Below are 15736 nucleotides of genomic sequence, written 5' to 3' on the forward strand. Positions count from 1 at the left end.
GAACAGCCACGTCTGGTAGGAACTGGCCAGATGGTTGCTGAACGAAGAGAGCTCTGTGTCTTGGGCGGTCGAGCCATCTCTAATCGATATCTTGGACATTAGCCTGAGTTCAAGTGGGGGGAGTTTTCAGAAGGTGTCTTCTTAGCTGCCTGCTCAGTCAATACTTCCCGTGCGCGCTCCTCAATGAAGTCGAACACCTCTTTGGGGACGCTGTACTGGAACTGTTTGCGGCGATTGCGCGAGACGATGCCGTTGTTACTCAGGCACATCATCACCAGTTGCGCCAGGTCACTGCCGCGGACGTCGTAGCGTACGTCGACGGCCTTGAATATCTGGTCGTAGGCTTGGAGAAACTCGGTTTCTTCATGCAGTTCGACTTCCAGCGCCTGCCTGGCCATCTCCAGGGTGAAAGCCGCGCACGCCGTAGCATCCCAGTAGCGATAGATCCCCTCATTCCCAGTGAATTCGAAGCTCAGGTTGTTCGCATCGAGCCACAATACCCGCCAGAACTCGCGAGCAGGGCGCGAGAAGCTTTGCAGTGCTTCGAGATAGCGCTGTTCCTCGCGCTTCATCGCTACAGAGACGGGCAGCAGCAGGCCATGGCTCATGGCACCGCTTCGGCATAGCGCTTGATGAATCAGGAACCGGGACAGGCGGCCGTTGCCATCCATGAACGGGTGCAGGAAGACGAAACCGAACGAGATGATACCGGCGGCGACCAGCGGATCGATCTGCATGGGCGCTTCGTTGGCGAACTGCATCAGTTCTTCCATCAGGTCTCGGCATAGCTCGGGAGGTGGAGGAACATAGGTCACGCCCGCAGCGCCGCGCAGGCCGTTGTTCAGGTGATTCTGTTCGTGGCGGAAGGCGACAGCCCGATCGAAGGGATTGCTGATCGTGCTGTTCTGCAGCGAGACCAGGTAGTCCTCGGTCAGCGGCTGGCGCTCATGGGCCTGCCGCAGCAACTGGACGAAGCGCTCGGCCTTGTCAGCGCTGGGGGCTTCACGTTCGATGGCGAAGGAGTTGTGGGTTTCGTGGAGGTAGGCCCAGCTCAGGGCCCTGTCCATCATTCCCGCGGGCAGCGAGCCGATGAACTCACGTGACTTGCCGAGAATGTCCAGTGCCAGCAGCGCCTCGATCTCGGGTGTCCGTTCGACCGTAGCGCAGTAATGGAGTGTGCCCAGGCCGTTGAAATCCACCCGCCAGCGGGTATCGCGCCGCGCAGGGCCAGTGATGTAGCGGTCCGGGTCGAACAGCAGGGTTGCTGCGCCTTTTGGACTCTCATCATGGGGCAGCCGGGTTCCGCTGAAGGCCTCCCAGAGGAAGCAGGCCTTGCGGATATAGGCGCCGCTTGGAGCCTTGCGAAGCTCTGCCAGCATGGTGGCGGCAGGGATCTGTGGCAATGCCTGGGCCAGCACGCCCAGGTTGACCCCCTCATGTTTCAGGGCGAACAGGACATGAGCACAACAGTCGCCTGGTGGTGGGGCGAGACGCTGGGGTACGGCGAGTTCGCGGCCCAACGGCTCAATCCGTGTAACGGGCCTGATCACTGCAGGACGCTGAATCGGGAAGACTTTCAGCTTTAGGGTTTTGACCAGAAAGGCATAGCCGACAAATGGGCTCTCCATTCTGTGCTCCTGGCTAAAGATTTTTTGAACCGGACAAACATTATTTGAAAAATCTGGATGTGGATAGACAAAATTTTACCGTCATCATGCTCGCTCTGCTGCATTTGGAGGTTCGTGCAGAAGAGCATGCAAGGTCATCCTTGGGCCCCCGCCTCCCATGAGTGCAGGTAGTCGATCAGTTGTGCTGTCCGGCCCTCACTGACCATCTCTTCGGCTGTTTTATCGTTGAATGTCGACAAGTGCACGTTCCTGAGCCAGTAGATGGCTTTGCCAATGTCAGTTCCTGTGTCCGCGACAGCGCGAAGCACGCGGAGGGTGCTCCGAATGTAGTCTTGGATCCTCTCTGACTCGGAGGTCGTTCTGAGAGCATTGGGGGGTACGTGGGTGAGACGGGAAAATGTTTGTTCATCCATGGCAAACACTTCCATGTAAAGCTCTGGAGAAAAGCTCGCACGGCTCTCAGTAGATATACGCTCTATCAGGGCCTGGAAATCCGTCGGAGGAATTTCAATATCGGGTTTGATGGGCATCTGACACTCCGGTATGTCTTAATTTCAACTAAGATTTTTAAGGTTTAATTTAGCATGCGAAAGTCTGTTGCGAATTGATAGGGTATTTCATTCCTGAATGTCTGTTTTTTGTTTTTCTGTGTGCGTTCTGAGTTGAATTTTTTACTTTGAAGGGTACTCTTTTCTGCAGAAGCTTTTGGATGCTCGATATTCAGGAGGTTACATGAATACATTCAATTCGGTGGAAGGGGCGATATGGCGTCCCTACGCACTCTGGCTGACGATTGAGTTGTCCCTGTGGTCCATGGTGGGGTTGCTAGAACTGCCAGAGCCAGCGATATGCTGGGGACTTTTATCTATCGTACCCACTCTGGCTCTCGTCCGGGTGTTGAGGCGGCTTGGTGAACCGCGGAGGGCCGAGCTGATGCTGCTGGTGCTGATGGGGTACTTGGGAGGAGCTATCGGCGCAGCCTGGATTGCCACAGTCGTGGCCCAGTGAAATTCACGGACCGGCGAGTTTCGCATGCTAAATCCGACATGGCTGCCGGATTGGGGCACTGTCTTCCCACTATTAGGTAAAAGGACCAAGTAGTGGAGTCTTACGCATGCTGGAACTTGCACTTGCCGATATACATGGTGTTCATCCCGATTTTGCCCGCGTGGAGCGGGAACTTGACCTTGCGCCGATAGAGCTTTCGGATCGGGCGCTGGTGCCTTCATCGCTGATTCACCTGATTAATAGAGTCTACCCGCTGGTGGTGAGTGACCCGGATCGATTTTGCATTGGCCAAACGGCTCTTTATCGCTGGTTGACTGCGCATGCCAGTCCAGAAACACGGGTGTCATGCCTGATATGGCCAGAGAGTCTCACGAAGACCTCCCTCCACCAATTGGTACTCGCGGAGCGCTTGGTAGCTCCCGCACTCGCACGTATTACTGCGCAGCAGGTGCGTGATCTCTATTCCTATATCGCGCCTGCAAATTCCCGATGGCCTCATGAATATCGTAGTTACGCGCATCTTGCCCAACTTGTCGGAGTGAAGCCGATCAAGGGCAACAATCTCCAGGGAGGTAGATAATCAGTGAGCAGAAGAAGCGAGCTTCTACGCCTGGCCTCGGAACAGGGCCAGTCTCCCCAGGTTATTAGCGCAATTCTCGATGCCGTAGATGCCCATCCCGATCTGATTGATCTGCCGCGGATGATGACAGGGCTGCTACGAGTGCTACGTACTGCCGATATCGGCAGTCCCATTCGGCTCCAGAATTGCGACCCGCTCGTCTGGCGGGAAGCCTGTGAGTGGCTGATCTCATTGAGAAAGCAACCCCAGATTTTGCGGGATTTGGGAAAGCTGTTCTGGCTGGGTGAGCCCGCTCCTTCCAGAAATCCTGTGCTTAACAAGGGAGTCAAAAAGTACGGATTTCCATATGCGGCGCTTTGGTATCTGCCTCGCGATGTCGAGAGTGCACGGGATTATGAACGCCTGGTTGCACAACTGTTGGTCGCGTTTCAGCAGCAGGGCTCGGTCGATCTGTACCAGCAGCGCTATGCCGTATTTCTGGGGCTGCGTCGATTGTGCGAGTTGCGTCATTGCTCGATCTCTCCCGAGTTGAATATCTGGGGGACGGCTGAACATTTCCTGACGAGCTGTCAGCTGTTTTCGCCCAGTGAGTCCAGGTCAGTGGACGCGGAGCTTTTTGCCCCTATCAGCCGATTTGTTCGCTATAGCCATGGCGAAGAACCACCGACCAGAGCGGGGGGCGGCAGTGGCCGAGGTCGGCGCAAAAAAGCGGGCAAGCAGGAGTTGAGTCACTTTATCAGTGAGGACCCGCGCGGCTTCGTGCTGGGTGATCCGGAGGATCCTGATCAGTTACCTGGGCATTACAACATCCTCGCAGAATCAACGGATTCCCATGAAGGGGAGTTGGCGCCAGACGAACTGAGCCCGCCGGTCGAGATATGGATTCTGGATGATGACGGCAGCGAGCGGCCATACGTTGCGGACAAGCTCAGCCAGCAAGCGATAGAGGCGCATATCGTGCGGAGTCGGCAATTGTTGCCGTTCTCGTATACCCAGTTCACCCTGGCGGAACTGCGGGATCTGCTGTTCGGTGCCAGCGACCTGTTCGCGTCATGTCAGCAAGAGTTGTCCCTGGCCAAGGATCCTTCGGGGCTCCAGCTCCGGATGGAGGCCATCTTGTTATTGCACATCAGCTTGTGGTTGGGGCAGGCGACCACCCAGGTCGTACAACTGACAGTCGTGGAGCATGAAGATGACTGCGTAGATGGTCTGGTGCTGGTTAAAGGGGCGCCTGCGCGGTTCAGTTTGATCGTCTGTAGTCCCGACTTGGTTGGTGACGATCGCTGGCAGCCTACCATGGGAATTCGTCCGGCGCTGTTGCGCATTCTCCTGCCCGATCTGGCCGGAAGTGCTGCTTTGGTCGATGTACTGCTCAGGAGTTTCTCACGCCCTTCCAATCGGGTCTTCACGCATCAGACAGCGGAACTTGAAACCGAGGCCAGGGTAGTTCTGGGGCTGTTGGGCCGGGGTGATCCTCGTTTCACTCTGACCAAGGTTCGCAATTACCTGTTCCACCAACTCGTATCGGACACTCACGACGTGGCTGCTGCGTCCATGCTGTCTGGAGTTTGCGTGCCATCTGCCCAAACGCCACGCTACTACCTGCAATTCGACGCCAATCATTTGCGCCGTATCTATGCGGAGTCACTGAGACGTGTGCTCCGGCAGGTCTATGCCTGTGCCGGGTTGGCATACGAACCGGTAGAGGTTGGGATTGTTCAGCTCGGAGCAGTGGGGGCGAGCCACTGCCTGCTGCCTGAAACTGTCGTGATGAATGTGAAAGCCCTGGCAGGTGTCCTGCGCAAGAAGCCGGCGGGGCGTCTCAGCGACATGCTGGCTTGGCACAACCACTACACCCTGTGGGTCGTACAGATGTTCATGCTCTCGACCGGCTGCCGGGCGATCCGCAATCCTCTGCGACATATCGAGGAGTTCGATTCAGCACTGGGCATGGGGGCTATGTCGGACAAGGATTCTAATGACCGGCACATGAGCCGGCTGATCTGTATGCCTGCCATGCTGCGGCGCCAGTTAGATCAGTACTTCCAGCACTGTCTGGCTATTACACGGCACTTGATCGGCTATCTGCCGCATGACGAGGAGGGTAGGTGGTCTAGCGGCTTTTTACTGTCGCCTAGTGAAAGCGATATTCGCCGTCTGGAGATCAGGCCTGCCACCATTCGCCAACATATGGAGCAGGTATCTGGCTATATCCCGCACCGCATCAACGCCTATCGCAAATTCATCCGAACGGAACTGGCGGAACGCGGCTGCCCCGCTGAGGTTTTAGCTGCGTATATGGGGCACTGGCTACGAGGGGAGGAGCCGCAGGATGCATATTCATCGTTCTGTCCGTTGGCTTACACAGCGGTAGTCGGTGAGTGGATTACTCGACTGCTGAAAGATCTGGGCTGGTTTGCGCTTGGCAGCCCGTGGGTAGCGGAATGAATGTGACCCGTTTGGACAATCAACAGGTCGAGTACCTATGGGCTGCTGGTGATCATGAGCCGGATTGGAAACCGGAGCTGCGGGAGCGCCTGAAAACGATAGCCGAGGTGTCCGGAGTGCCGCTGGGGCAGTGGTTATTGGGAAAGTGTTCCATGCGCGAGGTGTCGGTCGAGCACGTGCGTGAACTGGAGGCGCAGCTTGGTACGAATCACGCGCTACGGAACATGCTGCGCAGCATCACCCAACGACTCAGAAGGCAGGTTCCAGGGTTCCCATTGGCCCGTATCGCCATTGCCGTCGAACGCCCAGCGAACCCGATCAACCCCGACATCTACACGGCCGAACGACTACGCAGAAGTCGCCAACTGCTCAATGTACTGCAGCAGGGATTGAGGCTGGATCTCGATTCGTTCCGCCCAGAGGAGCGCATCGGCCTGCTATTGATGAGTGCGGCCTATGGCGGCGGCCTGATGGACATTGCTCAACTGAATGCTCTGGTCGAGGTGGCCCCGGAGCGAATCGAGTGGATCGCAGGCGTTCCGGAACTAAGACTGCCGCTCTCCATTCGCGGCAAGGCGCAGGCGGAATACCGGCAATGGTTCCCGGACCCAGCCACGCTAGCTCTGTTGATCCGTTGTTCGGACGATATGCGAAAAATGGACGCTCGGTTGAAGCGTAGCGAAACCGCGCTCAAGTGTGTTCGAGCGTTTCTCGGGAGGTCCTGTGTATCGAAGCGGGATCTGCCGACCAGCCTGACGGAGCTGCTGGATTTGCTGCGAATGCAGATGCAATTGCGCCTGCCGCAAATCCTGGTGGGTAATTGCATTCAATTGACCACCTGTTTGCATTCGACTTGACCACCCAATTGCATTCGACTTGACCAGTCGTTTGCGTTCAGCGCCACCAGGTGCGCCTGAGCTCGGCAGGGCTTTGGTTAGAAATGAGCTCAGCTTTCTGAAAAGATGTACCCCATCACTGTTTCGAAGGGGGTTGGAATGACAGCTCATGCAGAGCGGGTGTGGGATGTAGTCATCATTGGCGGTGGGCAAGCGGCTTTGGCAACTGCCTATTTCCTTCGCCGCACCGGGCTTTCGTACGTCATGCTCGATGCCGAAGATGCGCCCGGCGGAGCTTGGCGACATGGCTGGAATTCCCTTCGTCTCTTCTCGCCGGCCACCTGGAGTTCCATTCCCGGCTGGATGATGCCGCCTGTTCAGGATGGCTATCCCTCACGCGAGCATGTCATCGACTACCTGAGCCGCTACGAGGCGCGCTATCAGTTCAATATTGAGCGGCCAGTGCGTGTCACCTCCGTCGAGCGCCTCGGCGGTGCATTGCGTGTTCATTCTCAGCGTGGGTACTGGGATGCCAAAGCAGTGGTCAGTGCCACCGGCACCTGGAGCAACCCCAATATCCCTGCTTATCCCGGTGCCGAACTGTTCCGTGGCCAGCAGCTGCATTCAGCTCACTATGTTGAGCCGCAGGCGTTCTCGGGTAAGCGGGTCCTGGTCGTCGGTGGTGGCAACTCCGGGGCCCAGATTCTCGCAGAGGTTTCCCAAGTAGCGGATGCGACCTGGGTAACGCCCACCGAGCCACTCTTCTTGCCTGATGATGTGGATGGTCGAGTGCTGTTCGAACGGGCAACAGAGCGCTGGAAAGCGCAGATGGAGGGCCGTGTCATTGAGCAGCCAGTCGGTGGGCTGGGCGATATCGTGATGGTCCCGCCTGTGGTCGAGGCGCGTGAGCGAGACGTTCTGCATGCTGTGCGGCCTTTCGTTCGTTTCACCCCCGACGGTGTGGTCTGGGCGGACGGCTCGGAGACTGCAGTCGATGCGGTGATTTGGTGCACCGGATTCAAGCCGGCGCTTGGGCACTTGGCCAGCCTCGGGGTAGTCACTGGTGACGGTCGCGTCGAAGTTTCAGGTACACGGGCAGTGAATGAGCCTGGCCTTTGGCTAGTGGGTTATGGCGAGTGGACAGGCTCTGCATCCGCGACCTTGATCGGCGTGACGCGCACAGCCCGCAGCACTGTCGCTGAGATCGAGCAGTTTCTGGTGAAAGCGGAGGCTTGAGTGCCTCCGCTCTCCCTCCGTGATCAGTGGGTCTGCTGCGCCATTTCGCTGTGTCTGGGCAACCCGATCGAGATGAGCGCGGCAGCCAGTACGAAAATGCTCGAAACCCACAGGCAGGCCTGCAAACCGTAGGCTTGGAACACCCAGCCTGACAGCAGTGTCCCGACCAGCCGCCCCAAGGCGTTGGACATGTAGTAGAAGCCTACGTCCAGCGAGACCCCATCTTCCTTGGCATAGCTGACAATCAGGTAGCTGTGCAACGAGGAGTTCACCGCGAACAGCACGCCGAACAGCATCAGCCCACCGAGCAACACCACCTGCGCCGACCAGCCTGCTGATAGGCCCACGGCAATAAGCGCAGGCAGTCCGGCCAGGGCGAGAGCCCAGATAAATGCCGCTCGGCCGTCGGGCACATGACCACGCTTCTTGCCGGTGATGTGAGGAGCAAACGACTGGACGATGCCGTAGCCAATGATCCACGCGGCGAGAAAGCCGCCGACCAGCCAGAAGTCCCAGCCAAATGCGGTGCTCAGGTACACCGGCAGCGCCACGACGAACCAGACGTCCCGGGCACCGAAGAGAAACAACCGTGCGGCCGAGAGGATGTTGATGGCTCGGCTCTTGGACAGCATGTCGCGGAATTTGGGTTTGGCCTTGGCTTTACCCAAGTCCTTTTTCAGCAGCACCAGACTGCCGATCCAGATCAGGGCCAATACAGCCGCCATGGCCAGCACCGCCAGGGTGAAGCCGAGCAACGCGAGCAATGCTCCGCCGAGGAAAAAGCCCACACCTTTGAGCGCGTTCTTCGAGCCCGTCAGGATGGCCACCCATTTGTAGAGCGTCCCCTGTTGGCTGTCCGGTACCAGGAGCTTGATGGAGCTCTTGGCGCTCATCTTGTTCAGGTCCTTGGCGATGCCGGACAGCGCCTGGGCGGCCATCACCCACGGTACCGTCAGCCAGGCTGCCGGCACCGTGAGCATCAGCAGTGCAAAGACCTGCATGCCCAAGCCGATGTTCATGGTGCGGTTGAGCCCTAGGCGGGCGCCGAGGTAGCCACCCACCAGGTTAGTGATCACGCCGAACACTTCGTAGAACAGGAACAGCGCGGCGATCTGCAGCGGCGTGTAGCCCAGCGAATGGAAGTGCAGTACCACCAACATGCGTAATGCGCCGTCGGTAAGGGTGAAGGCCCAGTAGTTGCCGGTAACCAGCAGGTACTGACGCACTTCCGCAGACAGGGCTGACAACGCCTTCATGATCGCTGTTTACTCCGCTGCGCCGACCAAGCGGGCCAGTTCCGCAGCACGGTTGGCGTAGCCCCATTCGTTGTCATACCAGGCGTAGAGCTTCACCTGGGTGCCATTGACCACCAATGTCGACAGCGCGTCGATGATCGAGGAGCGCGGATCGGTGCGGTAGTCGATGGACACCAAGGGGCGCTCTTCGTAGCCCAGGATGTCTTTCAACGGGCCTTCGGCCGCAGCCTTCAGCAGCGCGTTGACCTCTTCAGCTGTTGTTTCGCGCTCCACTTCGAACACGCAGTCGGTCAGCGAGGCGTTGGCCAGCGGTACGCGCACGGCGTGACCATTCAACTTGCCGCGCAGCTCGGGGAAGATCTCTGCAATCGCAGTAGCCGAGCCCGTGGTGGTCGGGATCAGGCTCATGCCCGAGGCTCGGGCGCGGCGCAGGTCCTTGTGCGGCGTATCGAGGATGCTCTGGGTGTTGGTGAGGTCGTGGATGGTGGTGATCGATCCGTGGCGGATGCCCAGGTTCTCGTGAATCACCTTGACCACCGGGGCCAGGCAGTTGGTAGTGCACGAGGCGGCGGTAACGATGCGATGCTGCGCCGGGTCGAACAGGTGCTGGTTGACGCCCATCACCACGTTCAGTGCGCCTTTCTCCTTCACTGGAGCGCAGACCACCACACGTTTGACACCCTGATCCAGATACGCCTGGAGCACGGCTACCGATTTCATCTTGCCGCTGGCCTCGATGACCAGGTCGCAGCCCGACCAGTCGGTGTCGGCGATGGTCTTGTTCGCGGTGACCTTGATGCGCTTGCCCGCGATCACTACCGCGTCGCCTTCTGCATGGGCTTCACGGTGCCAGCGGCCGTGGACCGAGTCGAAGTTGATCAGGTGGGCATGGGTCTCGGCGTCGCCGGCCGGGTCATTGATCTGCACAAACTCGAACTCTGGCCAGTCCCAGGACGCGCGCAGCGCCAAGCGACCGATGCGGCCAAACCCATTGATGCCTACTTTGATTGCCATGTTGTTGTTCTCGCGTAGCCGTCAGGGGACGGTCAGAGGGTATTGGCGAACTGGTTGATGTAGTCGACGTGCGCAGGGTTCTGAATTGCACGTGGGCGCAGGGCCTGGACCTGAGCAACAGCTTCCTGCACGGGAATGCCGCACTCGATCATCAGGCGGGCCGCAAACAGGCCGGTGCGGCCGGAGCCGCCTTTGCAGTGAATGGCGATCGTCTTGCCAGTCATCACCAACTCTTTCAGGCGTTCCCGGTGGATCTCCCAGGCGGCAGCAAAGGGCTCGCCGGGCGCCTGGTCGTCTTCCACCGGCAGGTGGAACCATTCGAGGCCCAGCAGTTGGCACTCCTCGGGCAGCAGGTCGATCTCGTTCTGCAGCAGCTCTTCACTCGGCATCAGTGTGACCAGTGCACTCGCACCGGCCTCGCGCAGCGTTGCCAACGCTTGAGATACCGAGGTGTCCTTGGTACCAGGGCACGGGGTGAAGATCAGCTGGCCGATCAGCTCGGGAGTCGCCAGCACGGAATACGGGTGCAGTTGCATGCTCAGAAAGCCTCAGATGGATCGTTGATTAACGCGTTTGGAAAGTTCTTCAGCCGACTCCTTGCGCTCGGAGTAGCGATCGACCAAGTAGTCGGAGCGATCACGAAGTAGCAGGGTGAACTTCACCAGCTCCTCCATCACGTCAACGACACGGTCGTAGAACGCCGAGGGCTTCATGCGGCCGGCCTCGTCGAACTCCAGGTAGGCCTTGGGTACGGACGACTGGTTGGGGATGGTGAACATGCGCATCCAGCGACCGAGGACGCGCAGCTGGTTGACCACGTTGAACGACTGCGAGCCGCCGCAGACCTGCATCACCGCGAGGGTCTTGCCTTGCGTCGGGCGCACGGCGCCCATGCTCAGTGGAATCCAGTCGATCTGCGACTTGAACACGCCGGTCATCGCGCCGTGGCGCTCAGGCGAGCACCAGACCATGCCTTCCGACCACAGCACCAGGTCACGTAGTTCCTTGACCATGGGGTGGTCATCGGGCACGTCATCCGCCAGTGGCAGGCCTGTGGGATTGAAGATCCGCGTCTCCGCACCGAAGTGCTCCAGCAGGCGTGCCGCTTCTTCTGTCAGCAGACGGCTGAAGGAGCGTTCGCGTGTCGACCCGTACAGCAGCAGGATGCGCGGTTTATGGGTGGACTGCTGCTCGATCGCGAGCTTGTCGGTGGACGGCAGGTCGACCAGTTCGTTGTCGATGTTGGGGATGTGGTGTTCGGTCATGATTTTACTCCTGAGACAAGGCACCAGAGGGCTGATCAAACCAGCGGCGTTTGAGCCACAAGGCCACACCCACCAGTGAGATCAGAACCGGCACTTCCACCAAGGGGCCGATGACGGTGGCAAAGGCGACCGGCGAAGCGAGGCCGAAGGTAGCGATGGCCACGGCAATGGCCAGTTCGAAGTTGTTGCTTGCTGCGGTGAACGCCAGCGCGGTGGTGCGTGGGTAGTCGGCCTCCAGCAGCTTGCCCATCCAGAAGCTGATGAAGAACATCACCACGAAGTAGATGGTCAGCGGGATGGCGATGCGCAGCACATCCAGCGGCAGCTGCAGCACCATGTCGCCCTTCAGGCTGAACATGGCCACGATGGTCAGCAGCAACGCCACGAGGGTCAGCGGACTGATCTTCGGAATGAAGCGCTCCTGGTACCAGGTCTCGCCCTTGCTACTGATCAGGATCTTGCGGGTCAGGAAGCCGGCCAAGAACGGGATGCCCAGATAGATCAGCACCGACTGAGCGATGTCGAGGAAGCTGGTCTCGATCACGCTACCCTCAAGGCCAAACAGTGGCGGCAGCAGGCCCAGGAAGATCCAGGCGTACACGCTGAAGAACAGGATCTGGAAAATGCTGTTGAAGGCGACCAGGCCTGCCACGTACTGGTTGTTGCCACCGGCGATCTGGTTCCACACCAGCACCATGGCGATACAGCGCGCCAAGCCGATGAGGATCAGGCCGGTCATGTACTCGGGCTTGTCGGAGAGGAACACTACCGCCAGCCCGAACATCAGCACTGGGCCGATCACCCAGTTCTGGATCAGCGACAGTACGAGGATGCGCTTGTCCTTGAAAACCTGAGGCAGTTCCTCGTATTTCACCTTCGCCAGCGGCGGGTACATCATGACGATGAGGCCAATCGCGATGGGGATGTTTGTCGAGCCTACCGACAGGCTGTTCAGCCACGCGGGCAATCCTTGGAACAAACTGCCCAGGGCGATACCCAGGCCCATGGCCAGAAAGATCCAGACCGTCAGGTAACGGTCGAGGAAGGAAAGTCGGCTTTTGCTCATGGTGGATCTCCCTAAACGTCAGAGCGTTCCGATGCGGACCAGCTCGACCTTGAGCTGCGCGGCATCCAGTTGTTCAAAAGGCAGTGCGAGGAATGCCTTGAGGCGTCGCTTGATCTGCTCAAGCGTGATGTCGAAAGCCGCATCCAATTCGGCGGCGCTACCCTGCAGGTCCGAAGGATCGGAAAGCCCCCAATGGGCTTTTACTGCCGGCCCGAAGAACACAGGGCAGGCTTCGCCGGCGGCCTTGTCGCAGACGGTGATGACGAAGTCCGGTGCCAGCTCGGCGTGTGCATCGCTGGATTTGCTGCTCAGGCCATCGGTGGAAATACCGGCGCGCTGCAGCGCGGAGATGGACAGCGGATGTACCTCGCCTTTGGGCTGGCTGCCGGCGCTGTAGGCCTTCATACCGGCCGGGGCCAGGTGGTTGAACACGGCTTCTGACAGGATGCTGCGGCAGCTATTGGCGGTGCAGAGGAACAGAACTTTCATCGGTTTTGCTCGGCAATGATTAGCAGCAGGTGGCGACGCGCTGTGGGCGGTCACCCATGGCGTCCAGTCGAGTGGAACTGCTGTTCAGCCACTCACCATTGGCCTCCAGCGTCGTTTCCAGGATCTCGCGTACCCAGGCGGGCAGCTCTGGATGCAGTCGGTAGTACACCCATTGGCCCTGGCGGCGGTCTGCCAGAAGGTCACAGGTGCGCAACTGCGCCAGGTGGCGGGAAACCTTGGGCTGGCTTTCTTCCAGCGCACAGATCAGCTCACAGACGCAGAGCTCTTCCTCGCGGGCGATCAGCAGCATCATCCGAATGCGGTTCTCGTCGGCGAGGCATTTGAAAACCTTGGTAGGGGTCAGTGGATCAGTCATCACGATTCTCAGTGTTTGGTTTTCACGAGGACGAACATCTTGATGCGCTCATGGATTTCGTGAAGCGTGTGGCGGAAGGCATCGTGCTTGTCGCTGGTGACTGGATCTTCGAAGTGCCACATCAGGCGCTCCCCGAATTCCGGCAGGAACTGGCATTCCAGCGCCGCCTTGTCGCAAAGGGTGATGACGTAGTCGAAGTGTCCGTCGACGAACTCATCCATGGATTTGCTGCGCAGGCCGCTGGCATCGATACCGAGGTGCTCAAGCGCCGCGTAGGTACGCGGATCGACCTCGCCAGGCTGAGTGCCGGCGCTGAAAGCTTCAAAACGCACAGGGTCTGTGTGTCGGAGCAATGCTTCGGCGAGCTGGGAGCGAGCAGCGTTTGCGGTGCAAACAAACAGGACGCGGATCTTGCCAGTCATCACGAGGTTCTCTGCGTGTATATGGTTTTTCGAATATACGCTTTTTCGAATGTATCGCAACCCTCTACGGACGGGATGGCTTTACATGTGCATATTCGTGCACATATATTGGCGGCATGACGACCAACCAGAACCTCCGCACCCAAGCCATCGACGCTGCCATCGAGTCGCTGGACGAAGCCTTCTTCAAAGCACTCTGCGAGCCCTCCAGGGTCGCGGTGTTTAAGCGTGTGCTCCTGCTGGGCCGGGCGGATGTCGGTGAAATCGCCAAAGAGCTGCCGCAGGAGCGCTCGGTGGTCTCCAGGCACCTACAGGTGCTGCACGACGCCCAGATCGTGAAGGCCACCAAGATGGGCAGGCAGGTGTTCTACGAAGTGAATGGTGGGGCGATCGTCGAGCGCCTTGAGGGCCTGCTCCAGCGAACCAAGGGTCTGGTGTCGCTGTGCTGCCCGTAGCTCGTGCCCTTTTTTGCCCTGATATATGCATGAGTGCGCACATATGAATAAATCGAGTCGCGCGGTGGATGTGATCGTCATCGGTGGTGGGCAAGCGGGTTTGGCGCTTGGCTGGCATTTGCAGCAACACAGCTTGGACTTTCTGATCCTGGATGAGCAGATGCGCCCAGGCGGAAACTGGCGTAACTATTACGACAGCCTGCAACTGTTCTCCCCGGCAGAGTATTCAGCGCTACCGGGAATGGTGTTTCCCGGCGATCCCCAGGGCTACCCACTGCGAGACGAAGTAGTGCAGTACCTGGAGGCATACGCCGCCGAGTTTCAACTGCCCTTTGAGGGCGGCACCCGAGTGCTGGAAGTCGTGCAGAAGGACAAAGCATTCGAAGTTCGCGCTGCCAACGGATCGACCTTCACGGCGCGTGCGGTGGTCGTGGCATCAGGGGGCTTCAGCCGTCCAAGCACGCCTGACATCCCTGGCCTGGAAAGCTTTTCAGGTACCTGCCTGCACAGCTCGGCGTATCGAACGCCTGAGGCCTTTGCCGGCCAGCGCGTCGTCGTGGTCGGCGCGGCGAACTCGGCGGTTCAAATTGCCTATGAGCTTGCCGGCGTTGCGCAGGTAGTGCTCGCGACCCGCGAGAAGATCCGCTTCTTCCCCCAGCGGATCCTGGGGCTCGATTTTCATGCCTGGCTGAAATTCACCCGGTTGGAGCACACGCGATGGTTGAGTGACCAGAGCACGCCTGTACTGGATACCGGCAAGTATCGGAAAGCCCTGGATACCGAGCGGCTTCAGCGCAAAGCGATGTTCCAGCAGGTGTTGCCCGAAGGCGTTGTCTGGCCGGATGGAACCACCCACCAGGCCGACGCGCTGATTTTCGCCACGGGCTTCCGGCCGAACCTGGAGTTTCTGGCACGCCTTCCAGTCGCCGACCAGCACGGTCGTGTCCTGCAGCGAAACGGCGTGGCAGATCAGGTGCCCGGCCTGTACTTCGTCGGGCTGCCCAAGCAAAGGAACTTCGCCTCGGCAACCCTCAGGGGTGTAGGGGCTGACGCGGGCTACCTCATGCCCCGGCTGCTTCGTCATCTGGACCGGGTTGGTTCGACGGAAACACCCGCTCAACGATCACGCAATCCAGCCAACGGCCTTCAAGGCAAGCGTGCTTCTCATAGACGCCAACCGTCCTGAAACCGCAGGACTGACAGAGCGCAAGGCTCGCCTCGTTGAAGGTGAAAATGCGGGAGAGGACCTTCCAGAAGCCGCGTGCCTCAGCCTCACGGAGCAATGCCTTGAGCAGCGCCTTGCCGATGCCACGTCCGCGGACGTCACGGCGCAGATAGATCGAGAAGTCGGCGATGCCGGCGTAGCACGAACGAGCGCGGTAGCTGCTCAGGTTTGCCCACGCCACTACCGCGCCGTCGACCTCGACGACCAGCACCGGGTAACGGGACATATCGGCAACCCACGGCTGCACATCCATAGCAGTGCGCGGCTGGGTCTCGAACGTAGAGCTGCGGTCTTCGATCCCCTGGTTGTAGATCTCGGCAATGGCCTGGACATCGCTGAGTTGAGCAAGGCGGATGTGCATCTGACTTCCTTTCGCGGGAACTAGTGGTTAGAGGGCTGCATTTTTCTTTCGGCAACTGCCTATTCACCCCC

The 15736-nt window shown here is 59.1% G+C and carries 17 protein-coding genes and 1 pseudogene; 7 read left to right on the plus strand and 11 right to left on the minus strand.

The features are described 5' to 3' along the window. Positions 1 to 98: 98 nt before the first annotated feature. Both JFY56_RS19695 and JFY56_RS19700 read right to left on the minus strand, forming a co-directional pair. Complete coding sequence (locus JFY56_RS19695) at positions 99 to 1628, minus strand: Fic family protein (protein WP_208315746.1); 1530 nt, start codon at positions 1626 to 1628, stop codon at positions 99 to 101. Positions 1629 to 1762: 134 nt separating this feature from the next. Then, positions 1763 to 2158, minus strand: a complete 396-nt coding sequence (locus JFY56_RS19700) for a DUF2384 domain-containing protein (RefSeq protein WP_208315747.1) — start codon at positions 2156 to 2158, stop codon at positions 1763 to 1765. Between the two features lie 202 nt (positions 2159 to 2360). On the opposite strand from JFY56_RS19700, the gene JFY56_RS19705 reads away from it, so the two are divergent. From JFY56_RS19705 to JFY56_RS19730, 5 genes are all read left to right on the plus strand, one after another. Further along, on the plus strand, positions 2361 to 2636 hold the full coding sequence (locus JFY56_RS19705; RefSeq protein ID WP_034030906.1) for a hypothetical protein: 276 nt from the start codon (positions 2361 to 2363) through the stop codon (positions 2634 to 2636). Positions 2637 to 2742: 106 nt separating this feature from the next. Continuing rightward, on the plus strand, positions 2743 to 3216 hold the full coding sequence (locus tag JFY56_RS19710; protein ID WP_208315748.1) for a hypothetical protein: 474 nt from the start codon (positions 2743 to 2745) through the stop codon (positions 3214 to 3216). Between the two features lie 3 nt (positions 3217 to 3219). Next, the gene (locus JFY56_RS24460; RefSeq protein ID WP_236032895.1) at positions 3220 to 5664 is read left to right on the plus strand and encodes a hypothetical protein; all 2445 of its coding nucleotides are present in this window, start codon (positions 3220 to 3222) and stop codon (positions 5662 to 5664) included. Next, complete coding sequence (locus tag JFY56_RS19725; RefSeq protein WP_236032896.1) at positions 5661 to 6521, plus strand: hypothetical protein; 861 nt, start codon at positions 5661 to 5663, stop codon at positions 6519 to 6521. The genes JFY56_RS24460 and JFY56_RS19725 overlap by 4 nt, the downstream gene beginning before the upstream one ends. A gap of 138 nt (positions 6522 to 6659) precedes the next feature. After that, the gene (locus JFY56_RS19730; RefSeq protein WP_236032897.1) at positions 6660 to 7736 is read left to right on the plus strand and encodes an ArsO family NAD(P)H-dependent flavin-containing monooxygenase; all 1077 of its coding nucleotides are present in this window, start codon (positions 6660 to 6662) and stop codon (positions 7734 to 7736) included. Between the two features lie 23 nt (positions 7737 to 7759). Here the strand turns inward: JFY56_RS19730 and arsJ are convergent, their stop codons facing one another. The 8 genes from arsJ to JFY56_RS19770 are packed head-to-tail and all read right to left on the minus strand — an operon-like array spanning position 7760 to position 13624. Beyond that, complete coding sequence (gene arsJ, locus JFY56_RS19735; RefSeq protein WP_208315750.1) at positions 7760 to 8992, minus strand: organoarsenical effux MFS transporter ArsJ; 1233 nt, start codon at positions 8990 to 8992, stop codon at positions 7760 to 7762. A gap of 9 nt (positions 8993 to 9001) precedes the next feature. Beyond that, positions 9002 to 10006 carry an ArsJ-associated glyceraldehyde-3-phosphate dehydrogenase gene (locus tag JFY56_RS19740; RefSeq protein ID WP_208315751.1) on the minus strand — a complete coding sequence of 335 codons (1005 nt, stop codon included), beginning with the start codon at positions 10004 to 10006 and terminating at the stop codon, positions 9002 to 9004. 32 nt (positions 10007 to 10038) lie between these two features. Next, positions 10039 to 10542 carry a cyclin-dependent kinase inhibitor 3 family protein gene (locus JFY56_RS19745; RefSeq protein WP_208315752.1) on the minus strand — a complete coding sequence of 168 codons (504 nt, stop codon included), beginning with the start codon at positions 10540 to 10542 and terminating at the stop codon, positions 10039 to 10041. A 12-nt stretch (positions 10543 to 10554) separates the two neighbouring features. Continuing rightward, entirely contained in the window at positions 10555 to 11271 is a 717-nt protein-coding gene (gene arsH, locus JFY56_RS19750; protein WP_208315753.1) for an arsenical resistance protein ArsH, read from the minus strand. A 4-nt stretch (positions 11272 to 11275) separates the two neighbouring features. Beyond that, positions 11276 to 12337 carry an ACR3 family arsenite efflux transporter gene (gene arsB / locus JFY56_RS19755; RefSeq protein WP_208315754.1) on the minus strand — a complete coding sequence of 354 codons (1062 nt, stop codon included), beginning with the start codon at positions 12335 to 12337 and terminating at the stop codon, positions 11276 to 11278. 18 nt (positions 12338 to 12355) lie between these two features. Then, positions 12356 to 12826, minus strand: a complete 471-nt coding sequence (locus JFY56_RS19760) for an arsenate reductase ArsC (RefSeq protein WP_208315755.1) — start codon at positions 12824 to 12826, stop codon at positions 12356 to 12358. A gap of 19 nt (positions 12827 to 12845) precedes the next feature. Next, positions 12846 to 13202, minus strand: a complete 357-nt coding sequence (locus JFY56_RS19765; protein WP_208315756.1) for a metalloregulator ArsR/SmtB family transcription factor — start codon at positions 13200 to 13202, stop codon at positions 12846 to 12848. A gap of 8 nt (positions 13203 to 13210) precedes the next feature. Then, positions 13211 to 13624, minus strand: a complete 414-nt coding sequence (locus tag JFY56_RS19770; protein ID WP_208315757.1) for an arsenate reductase ArsC — start codon at positions 13622 to 13624, stop codon at positions 13211 to 13213. 116 nt (positions 13625 to 13740) lie between these two features. Between JFY56_RS19770 and JFY56_RS19775 the strand changes: the two genes are divergently transcribed. Both JFY56_RS19775 and JFY56_RS19780 read left to right on the plus strand, forming a co-directional pair. Next, complete coding sequence (locus tag JFY56_RS19775; RefSeq protein WP_208315758.1) at positions 13741 to 14079, plus strand: ArsR/SmtB family transcription factor; 339 nt, start codon at positions 13741 to 13743, stop codon at positions 14077 to 14079. A 43-nt stretch (positions 14080 to 14122) separates the two neighbouring features. Then, positions 14123 to 15166, plus strand: a pseudogene (locus JFY56_RS19780) (flavin-containing monooxygenase); the annotation flags it as partial. Here JFY56_RS19780 and JFY56_RS19785 read toward each other — a convergent pair. Then, positions 15141 to 15665: an arsinothricin resistance N-acetyltransferase ArsN1 family A gene (locus JFY56_RS19785; protein WP_208315759.1), complete on the minus strand. Its 525-nt coding sequence runs from the start codon at positions 15663 to 15665 to the stop codon at positions 15141 to 15143. The pseudogene JFY56_RS19780 and the gene JFY56_RS19785 sit on opposite strands and share 26 nt — an antisense overlap. Positions 15666 to 15736 lie beyond the last annotated feature (71 nt).

The organism is Pseudomonas schmalbachii (assembly GCF_017589465.1).
GTDB classification, from domain to species: domain Bacteria; phylum Pseudomonadota; class Gammaproteobacteria; order Pseudomonadales; family Pseudomonadaceae; genus Pseudomonas; species Pseudomonas schmalbachii.